The following is a 24,489-nucleotide window of genomic DNA, read 5'->3' on the forward strand; positions in this document are numbered from 1 at the left end:
AAATAAGTTGAATTTTCCTTCTTTTACAGAATTTCCTAAAAGAAAAAAAGGACTTAAAAAAAGTCTCAACGCTAGTTGAGACTTTTTCCACTTTAATTCAAATTCAATTCAATGAAATCTTTTGATTTTATCTTCACAATAGTTAGCGATTTGGAAAAATTAATCAAAAATTGAACTGTTTCTTTTTTCGGTTGCATCTTAATTTTGGATGACTTTTTAGAGTAAAGTTGCATCATATGTTCGATTTAATTTGTTGGTTATAAATTAGTAACGACATATTTTTAACTTTATTGCTAGTTTACTAAAATAATTTTATGTTTTTCTATTAATTTCCGCATATTTATGAGTGCATAACGCATTCTACCCAATGCTGTATTGATGCTAACGCCTGTATTTTCGCTAATTTCTTTAAAGCTCATATCTCTATACATACGCATTTCCAAAACTTCTTTTTGTTCTCCCGGCAACTCATTTATAAGTTCTCTAACATCCGCATAAATTTGTTCTTGTATAATTTTTTTTTCTGCATTTAAATTACCATCACCTAAAACAGAAAAAATATCAAACTCATCTGTGTTTTTAAAAGAGGGCATTCTTTTCAATCTTCTAAAATGATCAATAACCAAATTATGAGCAATTCTCATCACCCACGGTAAAAATTTACCTTCCTCGTTATAATTTCCTTTTTTAAGAGTTTTGATTACTTTAATAAAAGTATCCTGAAAAACATCTTCAGTAACATCACTATCCTGAACTTTACTATAAATAAAGCTAAATAATTTTTGTTGATGTCTTTTTATTAAGATGCCTAAAGCGGCCTCATTTCCTTGAATATAATCACTTACTAAAGTACTATCTGTAACAGTTTTTTTTTTCACCATAACTACTTTTTAAAGAACAAGAAGTTCTTTCAATTTATTATTTTATCAATAATTTAAAAGTAGTTTTTATGTATACGCCTCTAGTTTTGTGTTTCTTAGTAGTCAAAGATAGAATTTATTTTTAGACCAACAAATTTTTTAACAAATTCAATCTCAATCTTTTTTTAAAGTCACTTAAAATAGTAGTATTTTTATAGCTTATATTTTAGATAAATGAAGCCTGATATTTCTACAATTAGCCCCAAAGAAAATATTATTATCAAAGGAGCAAAACTGCATAATTTAAAAAATATTGATGTTGTTATTCCTAGAAATAAGTTGGTTGTGATAACAGGACTTTCTGGTTCTGGAAAATCGTCTTTGGCTTTCGATACTTTATACGCAGAAGGGCAACGACGCTATGTAGAAAGTTTATCTTCTTACGCGCGTCAGTTTTTAGGAAAATTAAACAAACCGAAAGTAGATTATATAAAAGGAATTTCACCCGCAATTGCTATTGAGCAAAAAGTAAATTCTACAAATCCGCGGTCTACAGTAGGTACATCCACAGAAATTTACGATTACATAAAACTTTTGTATGCAAGAATTGGTAAAACCTTCTCTCCTATTTCTGGTAAAGAAGTGAAAAAAGACACCACTTCTGATGTTGTTAATTTTGTAAAAAAAATTGATATAAAAACCAAATTATTATTATTAGCCCCTATTACAATTGATGAAAATCGAGATTTAAAAACTGTTTTACAAGTTCTAGAACAACAGGGCTATGCGCGTTTAAAATGGAAAGATACGGTTTATAGAATTGCAGATTTCCCTAAAGATGCCTATAAAAACGAACCTTTATTTTTAGTAGTTGATAGAATAATTACAAAAGATGATGAGGATTTTCTCAACAGATTAGCAGATGCTATTCAAACAGCATTTTTTGAGGGAAAAGGGATTTGTTTTATCGAGAATTTAGCAGATAATACAGTAAGTGAATTTAGTAACAAGTTCGATTTAGACGGCATGTCTTTTTTAGAACCTAATACACATTTATTCAGTTTTAACAATCCTTACGGCGCTTGCCCAACTTGTGAAGGTTACGGAAATGTCATCGGAATTGATAAAGAATTGGTCATTCCTAATACAGGTCTTTCTATTTTTGATGACGCTATTTTTCCATTTAAAACACCTTCTTTCATTCATTATAAAGAAGATTTAATTTCAGTTTCATATCAATTTGATATTCCTATTCACAAACCTTGGTTTCAATTATCAGAAAAACAAAAAGAATTAGTTTGGAATGGTAACAAACACTTTAACGGAATTCATCATTTTTTTAAGGCTTTAGAAGAAAAAAGTTATAAGATTCAGAATAGAGTTATGCTTTCTCGCTACCGCGGAAAAACAAAATGTACCAAATGCAACGGGAAACGTTTGCGAGAAGAAACCAATTATGTAAAAATTGTCGGAAAAACAATTTCAGACTTGGTTACGCTTCCTTTAGATGAGTTATCCATTTTTTTTAAGGAATTAAAATTAGATAAATACGATGTAGAAATCGCAAAACGTTTATTGACTGAAATTAACAATCGTTTGAAGTTTTTAACCGATGTTGGTTTGAATTATTTAACCATCAATAGAACATCTAATACGCTCTCTGGTGGAGAAAGTCAGCGTATTAATTTAGCAACTTCATTGGGCAGTTCTTTAGTGGGCTCCATGTATATTTTAGATGAACCGAGTATTGGTTTGCATCCAAAAGATACCGAGCGTTTAATTGGTGTTTTAAAAGATTTGCGTGATTTAGGAAATACGGTAGTTGTCGTTGAACATGATGAGGATATCATGAAAGAAGCCGATTATATTATTGATATTGGCCCAGAAGCAGGAACTTATGGAGGACATGTTGTTGCGGAAGGAAATTTTGAGGAAATCTTAAAATCAGATTCTTTAACAGCTAAATATTTAAATGAGGAATTAAAAATTGAAGTTCCTACAAAACGGAGAACATCCAAAAATAAAATTCAAATTATTGGTGCAAGAGAACATAATCTACAAAATATAGATGTGACGTTTCCGCTGAATTGTTTGTCTGTCATTACAGGGGTTTCAGGCTCTGGAAAAAGCACCTTAGTGAAGAGTATTTTATATCCTACCTTGCAAAAAAAGTTGGTTGGTTATGGCGATAAAATTGGACAACATACAGCTATTGAAGGAAATTTTGAGAATTTAAAACATGTAGAATTTATCGATCAAAATCCTATTGGGCGTTCTTCACGTTCTAATCCTGTTACTTATATAAAGGCTTATGATGATATTAGAGCTTTATTTTCCAATCAAAAATTATCAAAAATAAGAAACTATAAACCCAAACATTTTTCTTTTAATGTAGAAGGCGGACGCTGTGAAGTTTGCAAAGGAGAAGGTGAAGTTACCATTGAAATGCAATTTATGGCAGATGTGCATTTAGAGTGTGATGTTTGTAATGGTAAACGTTTTAAGAAAGAAGTTTTAGAAGTAAAATTTGATGGAAAATCGATTGATGATATTTTAAACCTTACGATAGATGATGCTGTTGCTTTCTTCTCTGAAAATCTAGTCACAAAAATTGCCAATAAATTAAAACCTTTGCAAGCTGTTGGTTTGGGATATGTTCAATTAGGGCAATCCTCTTCTACCCTATCAGGTGGGGAAGCGCAAAGAATTAAATTAGCATCGTTTTTAGTAAAAGGAAATACCAAAGACAAAGCTTTATTTATTTTTGATGAACCTACAACTGGTTTGCATTTTCATGATATTAAAAAATTATTAGCTTCTTTTAATGCGTTAATTGACAAAGGACATTCTATTATTGTCATTGAACACAATATTGAACTTATTAAATGTGCGGATTATATTATCGATTTAGGTTTAGAAGGCGGTAAAAATGGAGGAAGTCTCATTTTTCAGGGAACTCCAGAAGAATTAGCAAGAAATAAAAAATCATATACATCAAAGTATTTAGCAGAAAAATTAGTCTTTTAACAAAAGCGTCTCAAACTTTTTAGAAAAAAGTGGATAAAAGTCACTTATTTTAAAAACCTTTCAAAGCAGCCTTGGTATTACTTTCTTTTTCGAGAATTAATAAAATATACGCCTGTCAATATAATTGCTGAGGCAACCATAGATTGAATTGTTAATTTTTCATCTAAAACATACCATCCTAAAAGTATGGCCACTACAGGATTTACATACGTAGAAGTTGATACTTTTTCTGTGGAAACTACTTTTAATAAATAATTAAAGGAGGTAAAAGCGACGATACCACCCAAAAAAATCAATAAAAACATACAAACCTGTACGTTAAAACTCCAGGATAATGGAGATAGCCAAACTTCATTAAAACTTAAACTAGCAATGGCTAAAATTATTCCTGCGCTCAACATCTGATACCCAGTGGTAACAAAAAAGTTTTTAGGTAAATCTGCTTTAGAAACAAAAACGCTTCCATAACTCCAACTGAATACACAAGTGAATATCATGAAAATGCCCAACAAACTCTCGTTTGAGGTAGTAATTTCTTGCTGACTTACTAACAAATACATTCCCAAAATACCTAAAGAAACTCCTATTAGCGATTTTTTTTGGATGGGTTTTCTATCCATTATACGCATTAAAAATAACACAAATAAAGGTTGTGTAGATGCCAAAAGTGCGGCAAACCCAGAATCTACATATTTTAATGCCCAAACAAAAACACCATTTCCATAGACTAAAAACAAAAAACCAGATATAATAGTGTTTAAAAACTGTTTCTTAGTAATCAGCAATGACGTTTTTAACGATTTTGCTATGATCATGATAATACTTCCTGCTGTCAAAAAACGGACAGAACCTAAAAATAGTGGTGAAAGTTCTGTTACAGCAATTTTATTAAATAAATAAGTAGAGCCCCAAATAAAATAAATAGCAATAAATGCTAATATAATTAATACTTTAGTATTTTTCAACGGATAGAGATTGATGCTATCAAAAGTAATCTTTAAAATTATATAAAAACACTTTTTATAAATTTAAACTTGTGTCATCAACGGGTAATTTTTTATGTTCACTAAAATTAAAATTTCTTTAATTCCTTTTTAAAAAGTGCATCTATTTTATTAAAAAAATGATGGATTACTTTAGTACAAACTAAAATAATCTTTATCCATCTTTTCTCCTACTAAAGACAAATCATCCACCAAAGTTTCTATAAATCCTTTTAAATCTTCTTGAAAATCATCAATAGTTTTATAGCGATATTCACACATGAGTTTCCCGATTAAAAAAGCAGCAGAATCTTTATTTGCATTTTCAGTATTTGTTAAAAAGCCAATATAATAATGGATACTATTTAAAGAATTCATAATAGATCTTGGGCAATTTGGATTCAAAATTAAAAACTCTAACACAGTATGGCTAGTTGGTATTTTTCTATAATACCTTCTCATCATATCATAAGTTTCAACACATTTCAACAAAGTTACCCATTCATAACTTGTTCTTACAGAACCGCCAAAGTTTACTTTTTCTAAAAGTGCATCATTATATTTAGAGTTAATAATACGAATTACTTGGTTAGCTCTTTCAATATAAATACCCAACATTATAATTGCATATACCTCATCATGTAATAAAGTAGATCTAATTTTTGTTCGCAAAGAAGCCACACTAGAGGTAATCATAGTGGTAAAATCGAATAAACCACTTTTAACAAAACGCTCTGCTGAATATCCTTTTACAGATCTATTAAAAGTATTTATAGATTCATATAACTCTGTTGATATTAAATCTCTTGCTCCGTTTGCATTTTGTTGTACATTTTTAATCGCAGATAAAATAGAATATGATTTTTCTGGATTTAAACCAATATCAAACAAAATATCACTTTCATTAAACTCGTTTTTTTCTTTTAATTCCTCTTCATCTGCCACAAACAACATCGATCGTAAAACAAATTCTCTAGATTGCGATACTTCATTGGGTGCATCTAAAGATGAAAAATAATTTACGCTTAAATATCTTGCAATATGTTCTGACCGTTCTATATAACGACCCATCCAAAAAAGATTATTGGCTACTCTTGCTAACATAAAATTTTAATTTATTTTTTTAATATCCAAGTATCTTTAGAACCTCCTCCTTGCGAGGAATTTACCACTAAATTACCTCTTTTTAATGCGACTCTTGTCAACCCTCCTTTTAAGACAAAATCTTTGTCTTTTCCTAATAAAGTAAATGTTCTTAAATCTACATGTCTTGGTTCAAAAGAATTTTCATCTTCTATATACGTGGCGTGTGTAGAAAGAGACATAATTGGCTGGGCAATATATTTCCTTGGATTTTCTTTTATTGTCTTTTTTACTTTTTCTATTTCCTCTTTGGTTAATTTATTTCCGATAGAAATTCCATATCCACCAGATTCATCTACAGGTTTTACAACTAACTTATCAACGTTTTCTAGCACAAATTTTAATTCATTTGGTCTGCTACAATGATATGTATGCACATTATTTAGAATTGGTTCTTCATCTAAATAATATTTTATAATTTGAGGCATATATGTATAAATGGCCTTATCATCTGCAACCCCAGTTCCGGGTGCATTTACCAAAGTAACTTTGCCTTTTATATAGGAGTTGAAAAGCCCTGGAACTCCTAAAACAGAGTCTTTATTAAACACCTTAGGGTCTATAAACTCATCATCTACTCTTCTATAAATTACATCGATTCTTTGCAAACCTCTAATGGTTTTCATGTACACAAAATCATTCTCGATAAACAAATCTCTTCCTTCAACCAACTCCACTCCCATTTGTTTTGCCAAAAAAGAATGTTCATAATACGCCGAATTATAAACACCTGGAGTTAAAACCACACATTTAGGAATATCCACTCCTTTTGGTTTTACAGATTCTATAATTTCTAATAAATTTTCTCCATAATCTGAAACATTATGTGGTTTGTAAGAATTAAAAACACCAAATAAAGTCCGTTTTAATGCTTCCCTATTTCCAACAACATAACTTACACCAGACGGACATCTAATATTATCTTCTAAAACATAATACTCGCCATCAGCATGTTTAATTAAATCTGTTCCAGAAACATGATTATAAATTCCTCCTGGAGGATTAAAACCTTCCATTTCTTTTAAATAATTGGCAGATGAAGCAATTAAATCTCTTGGAACAATTTGTTGTTTTAGTATTTTTTGATCATGATATAAATCCTCTAAAAAAAGATTTAGCGCCTTGCTTCTTTGCAATGCGCCACTTTCTAATTTTAACCATTCGTCATTACCAATAATTCTCGGAAATAAATCAAAAGGAAAAATTTTCTCTTTTGTTTCTTTATCACCATATACTTGAAATGTAATTCCCTGATTAAAAAAAGCATCTTTAACTTTATCGTTTAAAGATGCAAAATCACTAACAGAATACTCACTAAATAATTTAAATAAAGTTTGATATACGTCTCTAACTTCCTTATTATCATTGAATATTTCATCATAAAGCTTTGAATCAAATTGATAAGAGGAAAATATGGGTAATTTCATATGGGTAGCCAAAATAAAAATGTTTATTGTAAAATTAATAAAATATTTAGAAATTGCTACTATATTATTGAATTATTCCATGAAAATATTTTTAAACAAGAAATTAAATTTATTAAATTAAGATTTTCTTTACATTATTGATAATTTTACTCACCTTTGTTTTAAAAGATTAGCATAATTAGTTTTATTTTATCAATTAATGTTTTTATTGTGAAAACAGTTATGAATTCACAAATAATTTTAAATTTAATGAATGATTTCACTTTAGTATAAAAAGTAAAAAATTAGTAGAGAGCTAAAATTTATGCTATCTAAAATATTCACCTTAATTTTAGTGTGATTTGTTTCAATTTAACTAATTTCACATTAAAATATTACCCGATTAAACCATGGCATTAAAAGTAGTAATTTCTCATAAAACTAAATATAAATACGATCGATCGGTAAAGCTATCGCCACATATTTTTAGGTTAAGACCTGCACCGCATAGCAGAACTCCTATAGAATCATATTCCTTAAAAATAGAGCCGAAAGATCATTTTTTTAATTGGCAACAAGATCCTTTTGGTAATTATTTGGCAAGAGTTGTTTTTCCTGAAAAAACAGAAGAACTCTCTATTGATGTAGAAATTATAGCCGATTTAAAAACCATTAATCCGTTTGATTTTTTTGTAGAAGAATCTGCAGAAGAATATCCTTTTAAGTATTCTGATAATTTAAAAAAGGAATTAAGTCCTTATTTAGAAGTTACTGAAAAAGGGAAACTCATAGACGGTTTTATTAAAACTTTAGATTTATCTCCCAGAAAAACCATTTATGTTTTGATTGATATCAATCAGAAAATTTATGAATATTTAAGTTACAATATTCGAATGGAACCGGGTGTGCAAAGTTGCGAAGACACTTTAGATAAAAAAACGGGTTCTTGTAGAGATTTTGCATGGTTATTTGTACAAACTTTGCGTCATTTAGGTTTTGGAGCGCGTTTTGTTTCTGGATATTTGGTGCAATTAAAATCGGATGAAAAATCTTTAGATGGGCCTTCTGGACCTCCAGAAGATTTCACAGATTTACACGCATGGGCAGAAGTGTATTTGCCAGGTGCTGGTTGGATTGGTTTTGATGCAACTTCTGGTTTGTTGGCTAGTGAAGGGCATATTCCTTTGGCTTGTACTCCTACTTTTGAAAGTGCTGCGCCAGTTTCTGGTATGTCTGATGTTTGTGAAACTACCTTTGAATTTGAAAACTCAGTAACAAGAATTTTAGAATCGCCAAGAGTTACAAAACCGTACACCGAAAATCAATGGAAAAACATTGTACAATTAGGTCATAAAGTAGAAAAACAACTTCAAAAAAATGATGTACGTTTAACAATGGGTGGCGAACCTACTTTTGTGTCTGTTGATGATATGGAATCTGCACAATGGAATACAGATGCAGATGGCCCTGAAAAAAGAGAACGTTCTAAAGATTTATCGATTCGTTTATTAAATAAAATTGCCCATGGCGGTTTTATGCATCATGCGCAAGGAAAATGGTATCCTGGAGAACCTTTACCAAGATGGTCTATTGAATTGTGTTGGCGAAAAGATGGTCGAAAAATTTGGTTTAACACGGATTTATTTGCAGCTATTTCAGAGACTAAAAAAGTAAATAAAGGAGATGAAAAACTCTTTTTAAACAAACTGACTGAATATTTAGCAATTTCAAATCAACATATTACGCCCGCTTATGAAGATGCTTTTTATTTTTTATGGGAACAAGGTAAACTACCTATAGATTTAAATCCAAGTGAAGATAAAGATAGTTCTTTAGCAGAAAAAAAATTAAAGGAGATTTTAGAAAACGGAACGTCAGAGCCCGTTGGTTATGTATTACCACTAAATAAAACGGAAGGAAACTGGTTTTCTAGTCATTGGAAATTTAGAAGAAATTATATCTACTTAACACCAGGAAATTCTCCTTTGGGTTTAAGATTGCCTTTAGATTCTTTACAAGCTGAACCAGAAAATGAAGTTTTTCCTATTCATGAGCCAAACCTTTTTGAAAAGAAGAAACGTTTACCAAGTTTTAAACAATTAGTTGCTAAAAGACATGCTGCGGTTTTAGAACAAGGAATCAACACTGATTTACCAAACTACTTTGTGAGAACTGCAATTTGTGCAGAAATTAGAGACGATAAATTACATCTCTTTTTACCGCCTTTAGAAGATGCACATGCTTATTTAGATTTGTTAGCATCGATTGAAGCAACGGCAAAAGAGTTAGAAATTCCGATTATTTTAGAAGGATACGGACCTCCAAAAGATAACCGATTAGAGTCTATGAAAATTACGCCAGATCCAGGAGTTGTAGAAGTAAATGTGCATCCTTCTAATAATTGGCAAGAATTAATGGACAATACATTTACCATTTATAATGAGGCTAAAAAAGCCAGATTAGGAACAGAAAAGTTCATGCTAGATGGCAAGCATACAGGAACTGGAGGCGGAAATCACGTAACTTTAGGAGGGGTTTCCCCTAAAGATAGTCCGCTGTTAAGAAAACCTAGTTTGTTGCGAAGTTTATTAACATTTTGGCAACATCACCCAGGACTTTCTTATTTGTTTTCTGGTGCTTTTGTGGGGCCAACTAGTCAGGCACCGCGAGTAGATGAAGCAAGACAAGATAGTTTGTACGAATTGGAAATTGCATTTAGTCAAATTCCGAAAGACGGGGAAGTTCCGTTTTGGTTAACCGATAGATTGTTTAGACATTTATTAACCGATTTAACAGGAAACACACATCGAGCGGAGTTTTGTATCGATAAATTATATTCGCCAGATTCATCAACAGGAAGATTAGGTATTTTAGAGCTAAGAGGTTTTGATATGCCTCCGCACGCACAAATGAGTTTACTGCAAAACTTATTGGTTAGAACATTAGTTTCTTGGTTTTGGAAAAAACCTTATGAACAAAAACTAGTACGATGGGGCACTACTTTACACGATAAATTTTTAATAGAACACTTTGTAAGAGAAGATATTAAAGACATTGTGGCGCAATTAAACAAAGCAGGATACGCATTTGAAACAGAATGGTTTAATCCATTCTTTGAATTTAGATTTCCATTACATGGAATGGTTCAAATAAATAATATTGATGTAGAATTGAGAGCTGGTATTGAACCTTGGAATGTTTTAGGGGAAGAAATGACAGGTGGCGGAACAGCAAGGTATGTAGATTCATCCGTAGAAAGATTGCAAGTAAAAGTAAATAATTTCATGGAAGATAGATATGTACTTACTTGTAATGGTGTAAAAGTTCAGTTACAACAAACAGGGGTTCAAGGTGAATTTGTTGCGGGTATTCGTTATAAAGCATGGAATCCTTATTCTGCCTTGCACCCAACTATTGATGTAGATACTCCTTTGGTTTTTGATATTGTTGATACTTGGAACAAACATTCTATTGGCGGTTGTACTTATTTTGTAACGCACCCAGGAGGTCGTTCTTATGATACATATCCTGTAAATAGTTTTGAAGCAGAATCTAGAAGAATTAACCGTTTTTGGGATTTTAACCATACACAAGGTGAAGTTGAAAATATCAAGGAAAAACCTAAAGAAGATTTTACACCAGGAAGCAGAGCTATTGTTGTAAAAAAACAAGAGACTTCTAAACGTTTTAAATATCAAGAAACTCCGGTGAATGCAGAATTTCCAAACACCTTAGATTTAAGACTAAAAAAATAATTTTTTAGGAATATGCCGGTTAAAAATTTATTTCAAAAATATTTTAGCGATTTTAAAGACTATGATGAAGTTTTAAAATCAGACATGAGCATCAATCCAAATTGGACGAAGTTATTAACCAACTTTGCGCAAATTGGTGCAGATGATTTAGCAGAAAAACAAAATCAAATAGATTGGTTACTCGCAGAAAATGGTGTAACATACAACGTTTATAATGACCCAAAAGGTTTAAATAGACCTTGGAATTTGAATATTATTCCTTTTATCATCGAACAAAAAGAATGGAAAGGAATCGAAAAAGGTTTACAACAAAGAGCAGAATTATTAAATCTTATATTAACCGATATTTATGGTAAAAGAGAACTTATTAAAAATAAAATTGTTCCGCCAGAAATTATTTATGCTCATAGAGGATTTTTAAGAAATTGTGATCAAATTAAATACAATACATCAAAGAATCTATTAATTCATTCTGCAGATTTGGCAAGAGGCCCCGATGGCAGAATGTGGGTGGTAAATGATCGTTCTGAAGCGCCTTCAGGAATGGGGTATGCTTTAGAAAATAGATTTTCTATAAGAAGAACAGTTCCTAATTTATTTAATCATATAAATGTTGAGCAACCTTCTAGTTACTTTAAAGATTTTCATCAACTTTTAATTGATGCGGCTACGAATTCGAAAGAAAATCCGACAATAGTTATTTTAACTCCAGGACCTCATAATGAGACGTATTTTGAGCATGCTTATTTATCTTCATTTTTAGGATATCCTTTGGTAAAAGGATACGATTTAATTGTGAGAGATAATAAAGTTTTTCTCAAAACATTAAAAGGTTTAATTCAGGTTGATGTTGTTTTAAGACGTGTAGACGGCGCATATACAGATCCTTTAGAATTAAAAGGAGATTCTTATTTAGGGGTAGCAGGTTTGCTAAATGTGGTTCGGAAACAAAATGTAAGTATTCTAAATCCTATTGGAAGTGGCGTTTTAGAAAACCCTGGATTAATTCCGTTTATGAATTCTATCTGCAAATACTTTTTAAAAGAGGATTTGATTTTACCTCAAATTGCTTCTTGGTGGTGCGGACAAGAAAAAGAGCGAAATTTTGTGCTCGAAAATTTAGAAAAATTTGTTGTTAAACCTATCGACAGAACCAACAGAGAACATATTTATTTCTGTGAAGTAATGTCTAAAAAAGAATTAACGGCATTAAAAAAACAAATATTATCAAGACCTTATCACTATGTTGCACAAGAAAAAATTTCATTTTCTACAGCTCCTAATTTTCACAACAATAGTCTTGAGCCTAGAAAAGTAGTGTGTAGAACCTTCTCTGTAGCTAAAAAAGATGCTTACAGCGTAATGCCTGGAGGTTTGGTAAGAGTAGCATCAGAAAAAGAAGAATTACGGGTTTCTAATCAACGTGGAGGAACCAGCAAAGACTTTTGGATTACCAATTCAGACAGTCAAGAACAGTCCTATAACAAACGTTTTCATTGGCATCCATCTACTTCAAACTCATTTTCTAGTATAGAAAATTTACCAAGTAATATTGCAGAAAATTTATTCTGGTCTGGTAGATATTTGGCAAGAACACTTGTAACGGCTAGATATACGAGAATGGTTTTAAACAAAATGGTTGATGTACAATTTAGCAAATTAGATGCGGATGCTAAAAGTTTAGATATTTTATTTCAATCGATTACTCATTTAACGTCAGTTTTTCCGGGCTTTACAGGAGAGAACAAAAAGAAGGCATTAAAAGATCCGTTAACTGAAATTAGTATTATTTTATTCGACAATAACAAGGTAGGTAGTTTAGCAAACTCTATTTCGTCATTTTCTAATTCCTACTATTCTTTGCGGAATTTATGGTCTAAAGATATGTGGCGTGTTTTTGAATCTATGAGAAAAGAATGGAATGATTTTAAGCCAGAAAACAGAAAAAAAATTAAGAGTCTTGTAAAATTATTAGATAGCATTATTACCAAATTAATTGCTTTTATTGGTTTAATTGAAGAAAGCATTCTAGTTGAACAAGGATTACTTTTATATTTTATTGGTCTGCAAATGGAATTTTCAATGATGACCATTGATAAATCTCGTGCACTTTTAGTTGTAAAACATGAAGAGGATGTAGAATATGAAATTTTAGAATCTTTATTAGACAGTCATGAAAGTTTAAATATTTACAGATATAGTTTTAAATCGTATCTAAATTTAGAAAACACGATCAATCTTATTTTGTTAGATAAATCGTATGCTCGTTCTTTAAAATATCAGTTAAATAGAATTAAAAAAGATATTTCTAAATTGCCAGAAAAAAACATCCCTATAGAACTTACTAATTCTTACTTGCAAATTTCTAAAGCGTGTGATTTGATTGAAAATACAAATTCGTTAAAACTCGTTTCTACACGCAATGAACAATATACAAGAGCAAATTTAGATACTTTATTGGCAGATTTAAGCTCGCTAATTCACGATACAACAGTATCTATTACAGATACTTATTTTAATCATTCAGATCAACAAAGACAATTAGTGCATCAAAAAGATACTTGGTAATGTTATTTTCTGTAATCCATACTACGAGCTATATTTATGAAGGGTCAGTTACGTACTGTCATAATATTTCGAACTTAAAACCGAGAGAATTTTTAGGTCAGAAATTGGTAGATTATCGTTTAGATATAAGTCCTAAACCCAATTATATAGAAGAAGATTTAGATTTTTTCGGAAACACTGTTACCCGTTTTTCAATTAATGAACCTCACAAAGAATTAATTGTAACCGCAATAAGCAACGTAGAACGCAATTACAATTTAGAGCCCAATGTTTTTACATCAGAAATATGTAAAAATACAACAGTTAAAGAAGCTTTAGAAATTATTAATAAAGGTGAAGAAGAAATTTTAAAAGTAGTTGAATTTACCTTAGATTCTCAATTTATAAAGGGTATTTCTGATGAAATTAAAGAATATGCAAAAAAATCTTTACAACCAGAATCTTCTTTATTTGAAGCTACCAAAAACTTGATGGAACGCATTTTTAAAGATTTTAAATTTGATGCAACATTTAGTACCATTTCAACTCCGTTAGATGAAGTTATGAAAGCTAAAAAGGGCGTTTGCCAAGATTTTGCTCAAATAGGTATTGCTTGCCTGCGTTCTATTGGTTTACCCGCAAGATATGTAAGCGGTTATATAGAAACGCTACCACCTCCAGGAAAGATAAAACTAGTGGGAACAGACGCTTCTCACGCTTGGTTTTCTGTATACATTCCGAATTTTGGTTGGGTAGATTTTGATCCTACGAATAATCAAATTCCAAAAAATCAACACATTACCGTCTCTTATGGAAGAGATTATTATGATGTTCCTCCTTTAAAAGGAGTTTTATATGGTTCTGGAGGTAGTAAAATGAAGGTTTCTGTGGATATTAGACCTGCTGAATAGTTGCCTATTTCAAGAAAACCTTTTGAAAACATACTACATAAAATTACAAAAAGAAGTTAGTCTTGCATAAAAAATACCCTTTTGATTCTTCTATAAAACATCATATAATCATTGCTTTGGGATTAGCAATTTGGATTTTTATTTTTCTGTATTTTACAGAACCATTAGATGTAAGCGAGTTTAGAGACGATGAAAAACTATGGTTCCTTATCGGTTATGGTTTTATTGGCGGCTTTTGCTATTTACTTTTTTTACCTTTTCAATACATTATTTTAAAGAAAAATGATGCTAAGTGGACCCTTTTAAGTGAAATCACCTTTTTATTTACTTTTAGTTTTTGCACCATTGCGATTGCTCGTTTGTATTATTTATACATCATCATGGCGAATGAACAAAATCCCTATGATTTATGGTATATGTTAAAAAGCATATATTTTCCTGCTATTGCCACTATTTTACCGATTCTTATTTTTGGTCGATTTGCTTTTGGGAAATATAAAAATAAACAGACAGAAGCTAAAAAAATAGAAATTAAAGGTGAAGGAAATTACGAAGGTGTACGTTTATTTTTAAATGATATTATTTGTGTCAAATCTTCTGATAATTATGTGGAAGTATTTTATCGATCAGGAAATGATTTAAAGAAGAGTTTGATTCGAAATAAATTATCTGTAGTTGCCGATGAACATCCTGCGCTTTTAAGAACACATCGCTCCTATTTGATCAACCCTTTTCATTTTGAGCAATGGAAAACCGAGAAAGGAAAACTTTTTGTAGTGTTATTTCACCACATAGAGGTGCCTGTTTCTAGAACCTATCAAAACCAAGTAAAAACAACGTTGAATTCTACCACAACATAGTTGAATTTCACCCCAAAGGTCTTTATATATTGAGTTTATTGATGAATCCTTTCTAGTTTTGTATCAGAAAGTTTAATCAAAAATTAGATCATTATGAAAACTCAAATCACAATTATTGCACTCTTTATTTTATCAATCTTAACTTTATCAGCACAAAAAAATCAACAAGAAGTTTTAATTATGGGAACGATGCATGAAGTTCCGAAAATTGTAAAAAAAAGTTACCAACCGATGTTACGATTTGCAAAAAAATACAATCCTGAAAAAATATTTGTAGAATCTCCGATGGCAAATGATTCCGTTTCCTGGAACTATTTAAAAAACGGTTGGTCTAAAAGCTATCAAAAATTTTATCAACTATCCGATTCCTTGCAAAAAAAATTCCATTTTAATGCTGAAAAATTTATTAAGTTATCAAACAAAAATTATGGTAGTTTAACGAAAAATGAAATTGAATATTTAATGAATAGTTATGGATACCAAAGAGATAACGGAAACTATAATTTCATGAAATATCTCCATAAATATGGAATAAAAGGTGCCAAAAAAGCAACCAGAAATGAAGACGGAGATGTTACCTACAAATTGGCTTTGCATCAAAATTTAAAGGTAACCAATATGGACGATCAGCAAACCAATAAAGCATATCATATTGCTTGGGGAAAATGCAGAAAAGAGGGTGCTAAAAACGGCAACAATGCGGCAAACGCTGCCATGTATAAAAAAAATTATAACAGTTCTATTTTGCCAGCCATTTTTAGAGGTCTAGCAAAACATACAAACAAAAGAAAATCACTAAATCAATTGCATACCATGGCTTCTTTCAGTTATGTTTTAGAAGATACGGAAGGTTGTAAAGAGGGCAGAAAATACTGGAATGAACGAAATATGAGAATGGCAAAAAATATCGCAACACAAGTTCTAGAGGATGGTAAAACTAGAAATATTGTTTTGGTTGGCGCCTCTCATGTTATAGGTTTGGAAAAAGAATTGAAAGCAAATTACCCAAATTTAAAAGTAATTCTAATGAATGAGTATTAAACTTTCTATGGTATTCTTAATTAGAAAACCCTCACTAAAAAAGTGAGGGTTTGTTTTTTACTAATTTCGGTTTTATTTTAAAATTTTTCTGTTTTTTACCTTTAATACCCAATAAATACCACCTCCAACTAAACCAACTAAAAATGAGATTGGTCCTGTTACAAATATTCCTAAAAGTGGACCTTGATTTGAATTTGGACTTAAAATAATAGGACCTATAAAGCCTAATATAAAACCAATACTTCCTACTATAATACCACCTAAAATAACATATTGGGATAGACTGTTAGACATATTTTTTGTTTTTTTCCAAATTAGAATAGCCACACTTAAACCAACTAAAAAGGATATTATATTTGGAATTGCTGGAATATTATGTGCATCTGGAATCAATGAAAATGGCACCCAAAAAGTAAAATAATACGAAGCTAAAAATGATATAAAGGTTAAAATAATTCTGATGAATGTTTTCATAATGTTTGGTTTCTAGTTGTTAATTTTAAAAGGATCATTTACTTTTTTTACTCAAAAGAAGTTTATTTATTGCTTTTATTTTTAATCTAAACTTTCTCTTATATTCTTTATTAGAGAACTCTCACTTTTAGTGAAAGTTTATTTTAGCCTTGTAAATAAGTCTTATTTACAAGGCTTGGGATTAAAACCATCATCAAACTAACTATTTTTCCTCTTCATTTTTAGTTTCGATAAATTCAATATCTCTTAAATTTTTTTGAACTGTAATGGCTCCAAACAAACTTAATAAAAAGGAGATGCCATAAAAACCTTTTTCGCTTAGCTCTAAATCTGCATTTCTTAAGCCAATGATTAATAATAGTAGGGCTGCAATCACAATTACCCAAGTAATTCCGTAGAAAATATTACTTACTTTAATATTTTCTGCCTTGTCTCGAACTGCTTTTTGTAAAGAAATAACCGCATAAATACCCATTAAGAGAATTGAAAAATAATAGCCTTTCTCATTGAGTTCCATATTTGCGTTCCATAATCCGATACAATACGATAATAACCCAATAATTACAACTCCCCAAGTTGCGCCGATATAGGCCGCTGTAGGTTTTTGATCAAATTCATTTTTAAATTTCTTACTTTTTGTTTGTTTTGTTGTTTCTTCATCTGATGAAACTTTTGTTTGATAATTCATGATTTTTAGTTTTAATGATATTTAATGATAATGCAGTTACCTAAACCCAATACTATTTTGAGAATTACTACATATAAAATTGATACATTTAGATATGTGCTTGTTTACACTGGTTTTGGTACTGTTAAAGCCAATTACACTAATGGCAAATAATAGAATGAAGACTGTTTTTTTAAAATCGTTTTTCATGATAGTTTGTTTTTTAATACATGACAAAAATGCTACGAAATGAAGAAGTATAAAAAACTAATTTTTATATTAACTGACGATTAAATAGATACTTAATACTATAAAAGTATATATTTACCATTATTTTTATAACAAATTACTGACGACTTAATGATTAATTTAAAAGAAATAGTATCTAGTTTTTCCATAGAAAAACAACAAGAATTCATTTCTTATTTGGATAAAAAGAGCAAAAGAAAAGATGCGAAAGACATTCAATTGGTAAATTTATTATTGAGAAATACACTATCATCTAAAGAAATCTGTGTCAAAATTTATGGTAAAGAAAACAAAGTTGCTTTCCATGCTTTAAGAAAACGTTTGTTCGATTCCATTATTAATTTTACAGCGAATACCAATTTAAAAGAAGAAAGTTCTATAGATATGCAATTGATTACCTATATTTTATCTGCAAAAACTTTTCTTTTAAAGGGATATTTTGATATTGGGTATAAGATTTTGGCTAAAGGAGAAGTCATTGCCAAAGAGTTTCAATTATTTACAATTTTAAATGAAATTTATCATATTAAAATTCAGTATTCTTATACAAATCCATCTTTAAATCTTGATGAACTCGTGGCTATTTTTAGAGAAAATCAACAACAATATATCTTAGAAGAAGAATTAAATATTGCTTACAGTAAAATTAGAAAAATCTTACAAGAAATAAATCATCAAAATAAAATTGTTGATATAAAAGTGATGATCGCAACTATTTTAAAGGAACATAAAATTATTGTATCAGACTCGCTTTCGTTCAAGGCATTATACCAGCTAATTCAAATTACAAATATTTCTTCTTCACAAAATTTTGATTATCATACTATAGAATCGTTTTTGATTGAAACGTATCAAACCATTAAAAATCATAAATCTAAAGATCGTCAATTATTTTATCATTTAGAAATTTTATATCTTATTTCTAATACGCTTTTTAGGAATAAAAATTTTATCGAATCTTTTAAATATCTTGATTTAATGCATTTTTATATGCAAAAAAATAAAGGTAAATATCAAAAAGAGTTTCAAACAAAGTACTCTTTATTAAAGGCTTTAAATTACAATTTTTCTGGAAATCAACAAAAAGCAATTGAAGTATTAGCGCCATTAACCAAAAAAAGGAGTACAGATATTGTGTATAAATTAGATCTTTATTTATCTTTAATTGTCTGCTATTTTCAACAAAAAGAGCTCAAAAAAGCACAAAGTTTATTTTCTAAATTGTATCATTCTGATCAATGGTTTATTGAAAAAGCAGGTATTGAGTGGACCATCAAAAAAAGTTTAATTGAAATTTTATTACAAATTGATTTAGGAAATATTGATATGGTAGATTCTAGAATATTGAGTTTTAAGAGAAAGTTTTATAAACACTTAAAAGGGATTAAACAAGATAAAGTAATTACCTATTTACAATTAGTAGAAATCTACTACAAAAACCCCGAAATAATTACGAATATTGAGTTTCACGAAAAAGTTGAAAACTCATTTATTTGGATTGGAAGAGAAGTAGAAGACATTTTTATAATGAGTTTCTTTGCTTGGTTAAAAGCAAAAATGACCAAACAAGATTTATATTTGGTCACCTTAGATTTGGTAAAAGGCTAATTTTACTTTTGTCTTTTCATTAATTCTAATTCAATATCTTTTAAAGTAAACCCTTTTGCTTGCAATAACATTAAATAGTGAAATAACAAATCTGCAGATTCATATAAAAATAATTCATCATTAGTATCCATAGCTTCAATAACCGTTTCTACAGCCTCCTCACCTACTTTTTGAGCAATTTTATTAATTCCTTTGTCAAACAAACTGGCAACATAAGATTTTTGAGTGTCTTTATTTGCGACTCTCTCTGCAATTACATTTTCTAAAGTAGAAAAGAATCCGAAGTTTGAATTATTTTTTTCATTCCAACAAGTATCAGAACCTTTATGACATGTTGGCCCCGTAGGATTTACAAAAACCAGCAAAGTATCATGATCACAATCTAGTTTTAAATTTACTAAATTCAACACATTTCCGCTTTCCTCTCCTTTGGTCCATAAACGCTTTTTAGTTCTAGAAAAAAACGTTACCAACTTTGTTTCTTGTGTTTTCTTAAAAGCTTCTTCATTCATATACCCCAACATTAAAACATTTTTTGTTGTTGCATCTTGAATGATTGCAGGTACTAATCCGTCGTTATTTTTATTGAAATTTATTGTCATTATTTTAATTTTAATTCCATTTTTACGTCAGCAGTTACAAAATAAGTGTCTTTAATTTCTACATGTTTAAAACCAAATTTCTCATAAAGATTCAAAGCATTTTGTAATTTACTACTAGACTCTAAAATAATTGTTTCCACTCTTTTTTGCTTGCATAAATCAATACAAATTTGCATTAACTTTTTCCCGATTCCCAAACCTTTATAACCATCCATAACTGCAAATTTCAAAATTTCATACGAAGTTTTATTTATCGGGTTTAAACAGATAGTACCTACTATATTATTATTTACTTTTACTAATAATATGGTTGCTCCATTTTGTATAAATAAATCAGGATTATCTAATAATTTATCATCTGCTTTTTCATACAATTCAAATTTATTTAACCAATGTAGATTGATGTTTTTAAACTGTTTTTGATATTTATCTTCGAATTGTATAATTTCTAAATCTTTCATTGTAGAATTTGAAATTAAATTCTTACCGGAATATTATGATTCTTTAATGCTTGTTTTAATTCCATAATCGGAATTTCTCCAAAATGAAAAACACTAGCTGCCAAAGCTGCATCCGCTTTTCCTAGGGTAAATGTATCTACAAAATGCTGCACGGTTCCTGCTCCGCCAGAAGCAATAATGGGTATATTTAATTCTGAAGATAATTTTGCCAAAGCTTCATTTGCAAAGCCTGCTTTGGTGCCGTCATGATTCATAGAAGTGAATAAAATTTCTCCGGCCCCTCTTCTTTCAACCTCTTTTGCCCAATCGAATAAATTCAGTTCAGTAGGAATTGTTCCTCCTGCTAAATGCACAAACCATTCTCCGTCAATTTGTTTGGCATCAATAGCAACCACAACACATTGACTCCCAAATTTCTCTGCCAATTCATTCACCAATTCAGGTCTTTTTACTGCCGAAGAATTGATAGAAACTTTATCTGCTCCCCATTTTAACAACTCATTTACATTTTCTACAGAAGAAATTCCACCACCAACAGTAAACGGAATATTTACTTGTTCTGCAATTTGATGTACCATTTCTATCATGGTTTTCCTACCCTCTAAAGTTGCAGAAATATCTAAAAAAACCAACTCGTCTGCTCCTAAATCTGCATATTGTTTGGCTAAAACGACAGGGTCTCCAGCATCAATTAAATTTACAAAATTAACGCCTTTTACCGTTCTTCCGTTTTTAATATCTAAACACGGTATAATTCTTTTTGTTAACATAAGCCCATCCTAACCTTCCCAAAGGGAAGGAACTAATTTGTTAATATTTATATTATGATGAATTAATTTAACTAATTTCATTCATAATGTTTATTCGAGTGATTTCGATTTTTATCGAAATTGTATCGAAAACTTTTTTTTCGTTTTTCTTAGATTTGAAACAATCTCTTTTATTTATGAAGAATAAACTCTTCCAATTGTTTCAAACTAATTTTATGCTCGTAAATAGCCTTTCCGATAATCACACCTTCACAACCTAGTTCTGCTAATTTTGGCAATTCATCAAAAGTTGATATGCCGCCAGAAGCAATTAATTTAACAGGTTTTACTTCGGATAAAATATTACCGTAGATATTAAAACTTGGACCTTGTAACATCCCATCTTTAGAAATATCAGTGCAAATTACATATTGAATTCCTTTTTGTTGATAATCAGCAATAAACGGAATTAATTCTAAAGAACTCTCTTGTTGCCAGCCATTCGTTGCAATTTTTCCTCCAAGAGCATCAGGATAAAAATCAGCGCCTAAAATTATTTTTTGTGAACCATATTTTTCAATCCAGCTTTCAAAAATTTCACCATTTTTCACAGCAATACTTCCTCCAGTAATCTGATTTGCCCCAGAATTAAAAGCAATTTCTAAATCCTTATCAGATTTTAATCCGCCACCAAAATCTATTTTTAAAGTTGTTTTTGATGCTATTTGCTCTAGAACTTTATAGTTGATAATCTGACTCGCTTTTGCGCCATCTAAATCTACAACATGCAAATACTCGATTCCTGCTGCTTCAAATTCTTTTGCAACTTCTAACGGATTTTCATTATATATTTTTTTTGTACTGTAATCGCCTTTTGTTAAACGAACACATTTTCCGTCGATAATGTCTATGGCTGGTATGATTCTCATTATTTATTTTGTTGTTGTCACATCGAGTGATTTCGATTTTTCATCGAAATTGTATCGAGATGTTTTGTTTAAATGTTCTCGATACAATTTTTTCATTTTTCAAAAATCACTCGAACTAACATTGTGTTTATAAATTGATAAAATCTGCTGTAGATTTTGCTCTTTGAGAAGCTCTATAATTAGCACCTACAGAACTTGAACTTCTTATTAATTGATTTACAAAAGCATTATATTCTCTTGATTTTGGTACTTTAAACAAAATCTCCAACAATTTAAAGTAAAGTTTTTAGTTCTTACGATTATTTGATTTTTCATAATACTCTTTACTTTTAATATCTAATATTTAACTTTTTATATTAATGAAATTCCTCAAAATTTTTTCTCCTTCTACCCCACTTTTTTCTGGATGAAACTGAACTCCATAAAAATTATCTTTTTGTAAAGCAGATGCATATTCAAATTCATAATCCGTAGTTGCAATAGCTTCATCACAGCTCTCAGCATAAAAACTATGCACCAAATACATAAATTCTTTCTCTTTTATTCCTGAAAATAAATCTGATTTTAAATCATAAATAACATTCCAACCCATTTGCGGAACTTTTACTGCTTTCGAAAACTTCTTAACATCCACATCAAAAATCCCTAATCCTTTTGTATTGCCTTCTTCAGAAGAATTGCACATGAGCTGCATCCCCAAACAAATACCTAAAACAGGTTGTGTTAAAGTAGGAATCACTTTATCTAACCCGCTTTCTTGCAACATTTTCATGGCGGAACTTGCTTCACCAACTCCAGGGAAAATCACTTTATCAGCCGCTTTTATTTCATCAATATTATTGGATAAAATAGCAGTAACGCCCAAGCGCTTAAAAGCAAACTGAATGCTTTTAATATTTCCGGCTCCGTAATCTATAATTACTAAAGAAGCCCCATCTAACTTCCCCAAAGGGGAAGAACGCTCACTCATGTGTTTTAACTTTTCTTTTTTATTTTCCATTTGTGTAATTTCCATTTATTCCCCCTTTGGGGGAAAGGGGGCTTAAAGCATTCCTTTTGTTGATGGCAAAAACATCTTATTTGCATCTCTTTTTACAGCCATTTTCATCGCCTTGGCAAATGCTTTAAAAATGCCTTCAATTTTATGATGTTCATTGGTACCTTCAGCTTTAATATTTAAATTACATTTTGCCCCATCGGTAAAGGATTTAAATAAGTGATAAAACATTTCTGTGGGCATATCTCCTATTTTCTCTCGTTTAAAATCTGCATCCCATTCTAACCAATTTCTGCCCCCAAAATCAACGGCAACTTGTGCTAAACAATCGTCCATTGGCAAACAAAAACCATAACGTTCAATGCCTAATTTATTTCCTAACGCTTTGCTGAATAATTCGCCAAAAGCAATCATGGTATCTTCTATGGTATGGTGCTCATCCACCTCTAAATCGCCAGTTACTTTAATCGTTAAATCCATATTTCCATGACGCCCAATTTGATCTAACATATGATCAAAAAACGACAAACCGGTAGCAATATCATTTTTACCAGAACCATCTAAATTCAGTTTGATATAAATTTTAGTTTCGTTGGTATTTCTAGTGATTTCTGCAACTCTATCTTCTAATTTTAAAAATTGATAAATTTCAGCCCAATCAGTGCTCGTTAGTGCAATGCAATCAAATATTTCTTGTTTAGAAGATTCTATTTCTGCTACGCCTAAATCTGGATTTTCGGATAAATAAATACCTTTTGACCCTAAATTTTTTGCCAATTCCATGTCTGTAATTCGATCTCCTAAAACAAATGAATTTTCCAAATCATACTCCTCAGAAAAATACTTTGTTAACAAGCCTGTTCTTGGTTTTCTTGTAGGAGCATTTTCATGTGGAAATGTTTTATCTATTACTATTTCAGAAAAAACAACGCCTTCTTTCTCAAAAGCACTTATTATTTTGTTTTGAGCTGGCCAAAAAGTATCCTCAGGAAAAGAAGTTGTTCCCAAACCATCTTGATTCGTGACCATCACCAATTCATAGTCCAATTCTGATGCAATTTTTGCCATGTATTGAAATACTTTTGGGTAGTATTCTAACTTTTCTAAACTATCTAATTGATAATCTACTGGTGGTTCTAAAACCAAAGTGCCGTCTCTGTCTATAAATAATACTTTCTTACTCATACGAAAAGCCCATCCTAACCTTCCCAAAGGGAAGG

General features: G+C 30.4%; 20 protein-coding genes. 7 read left to right on the forward strand and 13 right to left on the reverse strand.

Features of this window, described 5'->3' with window-relative positions; all coding sequences use genetic code 11:
* Window positions 1-293: 293 nt before the first annotated feature.
* Window positions 294-881: an RNA polymerase sigma factor gene (locus tag K8354_RS06265; protein ID WP_223446396.1), complete on the reverse strand. Its 588-nt coding sequence runs from the start codon at window positions 879-881 to the stop codon at window positions 294-296.
* Window positions 882-1,094: 213 nt separating this feature from the next.
* On the opposite strand from K8354_RS06265, the gene uvrA reads away from it, so the two are divergent.
* The gene (uvrA, locus tag K8354_RS06270; protein WP_223446397.1) at window positions 1,095-3,887 is read left to right on the forward strand and encodes an excinuclease ABC subunit UvrA; all 2,793 of its coding nucleotides are present in this window, start codon (window positions 1,095-1,097) and stop codon (window positions 3,885-3,887) included.
* Window positions 3,888-3,964: 77 nt separating this feature from the next.
* On the opposite strand, the gene K8354_RS06275 is transcribed toward uvrA, so the two are convergent.
* The 3 genes from K8354_RS06275 to K8354_RS06285 form a co-directional block, all read right to left on the reverse strand.
* Entirely contained in the window at window positions 3,965-4,852 is an 888-nt protein-coding gene (locus K8354_RS06275; protein WP_223446398.1) for an EamA family transporter, read from the reverse strand.
* Window positions 4,853-5,023: 171 nt separating this feature from the next.
* The gene (locus K8354_RS06280; RefSeq protein ID WP_223446399.1) at window positions 5,024-5,974 is read right to left on the reverse strand and encodes an alpha-E domain-containing protein; all 951 of its coding nucleotides are present in this window, start codon (window positions 5,972-5,974) and stop codon (window positions 5,024-5,026) included.
* Window positions 5,975-5,985: 11 nt separating this feature from the next.
* Window positions 5,986-7,440, reverse strand: a complete 1,455-nt coding sequence (locus K8354_RS06285) for a circularly permuted type 2 ATP-grasp protein (protein WP_223447615.1) — start codon at window positions 7,438-7,440, stop codon at window positions 5,986-5,988.
* A 389-nt stretch (window positions 7,441-7,829) separates the two neighbouring features.
* On the opposite strand from K8354_RS06285, the gene K8354_RS06290 reads away from it, so the two are divergent.
* The 5 genes from K8354_RS06290 (at window position 7,830) to K8354_RS06310 (ending at window position 16,533) form a co-directional block, all read left to right on the forward strand.
* On the forward strand, window positions 7,830-11,174 hold the full coding sequence (locus K8354_RS06290; RefSeq protein WP_223446401.1) for a transglutaminase family protein: 3,345 nt from the start codon (window positions 7,830-7,832) through the stop codon (window positions 11,172-11,174).
* A 12-nt stretch (window positions 11,175-11,186) separates the two neighbouring features.
* Window positions 11,187-13,742: a circularly permuted type 2 ATP-grasp protein gene (locus K8354_RS06295; RefSeq protein ID WP_223446403.1), complete on the forward strand. Its 2,556-nt coding sequence runs from the start codon at window positions 11,187-11,189 to the stop codon at window positions 13,740-13,742.
* The gene (locus K8354_RS06300; protein WP_223446405.1) at window positions 13,742-14,632 is read left to right on the forward strand and encodes a transglutaminase family protein; all 891 of its coding nucleotides are present in this window, start codon (window positions 13,742-13,744) and stop codon (window positions 14,630-14,632) included. The genes K8354_RS06295 and K8354_RS06300 overlap by 1 nt, the downstream gene beginning before the upstream one ends.
* A gap of 62 nt (window positions 14,633-14,694) precedes the next feature.
* Window positions 14,695-15,492: a LytTR family DNA-binding domain-containing protein gene (locus tag K8354_RS06305; RefSeq protein WP_223446408.1), complete on the forward strand. Its 798-nt coding sequence runs from the start codon at window positions 14,695-14,697 to the stop codon at window positions 15,490-15,492.
* Window positions 15,493-15,585: 93 nt separating this feature from the next.
* Entirely contained in the window at window positions 15,586-16,533 is a 948-nt protein-coding gene (locus tag K8354_RS06310) for a hypothetical protein (protein WP_223446410.1), read from the forward strand.
* A 72-nt stretch (window positions 16,534-16,605) separates the two neighbouring features.
* Here K8354_RS06310 and K8354_RS06315 read toward each other — a convergent pair whose 3' ends face one another.
* Both K8354_RS06315 and yiaA read right to left on the reverse strand, forming a co-directional pair.
* The gene (locus K8354_RS06315; RefSeq protein WP_223446412.1) at window positions 16,606-17,007 is read right to left on the reverse strand and encodes a hypothetical protein; all 402 of its coding nucleotides are present in this window, start codon (window positions 17,005-17,007) and stop codon (window positions 16,606-16,608) included.
* A gap of 202 nt (window positions 17,008-17,209) precedes the next feature.
* Complete coding sequence (gene yiaA / locus K8354_RS06320) at window positions 17,210-17,695, reverse strand: inner membrane protein YiaA (RefSeq protein ID WP_223446414.1); 486 nt, start codon at window positions 17,693-17,695, stop codon at window positions 17,210-17,212.
* Window positions 17,696-18,034: 339 nt separating this feature from the next.
* Between yiaA and K8354_RS06325 the strand changes: the two genes are divergently transcribed.
* Complete coding sequence (locus K8354_RS06325; RefSeq protein ID WP_223446416.1) at window positions 18,035-19,531, forward strand: hypothetical protein; 1,497 nt, start codon at window positions 18,035-18,037, stop codon at window positions 19,529-19,531.
* A 2-nt stretch (window positions 19,532-19,533) separates the two neighbouring features.
* Here the strand turns inward: K8354_RS06325 and hisIE are convergent, their stop codons facing one another.
* From hisIE to hisB, 7 genes are all read right to left on the reverse strand, one after another.
* Window positions 19,534-20,133, reverse strand: coding sequence for a bifunctional phosphoribosyl-AMP cyclohydrolase/phosphoribosyl-ATP diphosphatase HisIE (hisIE, locus tag K8354_RS06330; protein ID WP_223446419.1), 600 nt, complete (start codon window positions 20,131-20,133; stop codon window positions 19,534-19,536).
* Window positions 20,133-20,594 carry a GNAT family N-acetyltransferase gene (locus K8354_RS06335; RefSeq protein WP_223446422.1) on the reverse strand — a complete coding sequence of 154 codons (462 nt, stop codon included), beginning with the start codon at window positions 20,592-20,594 and terminating at the stop codon, window positions 20,133-20,135. The genes hisIE and K8354_RS06335 overlap by 1 nt, the downstream gene beginning before the upstream one ends.
* A gap of 14 nt (window positions 20,595-20,608) precedes the next feature.
* On the reverse strand, window positions 20,609-21,364 hold the full coding sequence (gene hisF, locus K8354_RS06340) for an imidazole glycerol phosphate synthase subunit HisF (protein ID WP_223446424.1): 756 nt from the start codon (window positions 21,362-21,364) through the stop codon (window positions 20,609-20,611).
* Between the two features lie 170 nt (window positions 21,365-21,534).
* The gene (gene hisA / locus K8354_RS06345; RefSeq protein WP_223446426.1) at window positions 21,535-22,272 is read right to left on the reverse strand and encodes a 1-(5-phosphoribosyl)-5-[(5-phosphoribosylamino)methylideneamino]imidazole-4-carboxamide isomerase; all 738 of its coding nucleotides are present in this window, start codon (window positions 22,270-22,272) and stop codon (window positions 21,535-21,537) included.
* A 127-nt stretch (window positions 22,273-22,399) separates the two neighbouring features.
* Entirely contained in the window at window positions 22,400-22,531 is a 132-nt protein-coding gene (locus K8354_RS06350; RefSeq protein WP_254713042.1) for a four helix bundle protein, read from the reverse strand.
* 84 nt (window positions 22,532-22,615) lie between these two features.
* Window positions 22,616-23,242 carry an imidazole glycerol phosphate synthase subunit HisH gene (gene hisH, locus K8354_RS06355; RefSeq protein WP_223447617.1) on the reverse strand — a complete coding sequence of 209 codons (627 nt, stop codon included), beginning with the start codon at window positions 23,240-23,242 and terminating at the stop codon, window positions 22,616-22,618.
* A gap of 72 nt (window positions 23,243-23,314) precedes the next feature.
* On the reverse strand, window positions 23,315-24,454 hold the full coding sequence (gene hisB, locus K8354_RS06360; RefSeq protein WP_223446432.1) for a bifunctional histidinol-phosphatase/imidazoleglycerol-phosphate dehydratase HisB: 1,140 nt from the start codon (window positions 24,452-24,454) through the stop codon (window positions 23,315-23,317).
* Window positions 24,455-24,489 lie beyond the last annotated feature (35 nt).

Origin of the sequence: Polaribacter litorisediminis, from assembly GCF_019968605.1 — a bacterium.
In the GTDB taxonomy this organism is placed as follows: Bacteria; Bacteroidota; Bacteroidia; order Flavobacteriales; family Flavobacteriaceae; genus Polaribacter; species Polaribacter litorisediminis.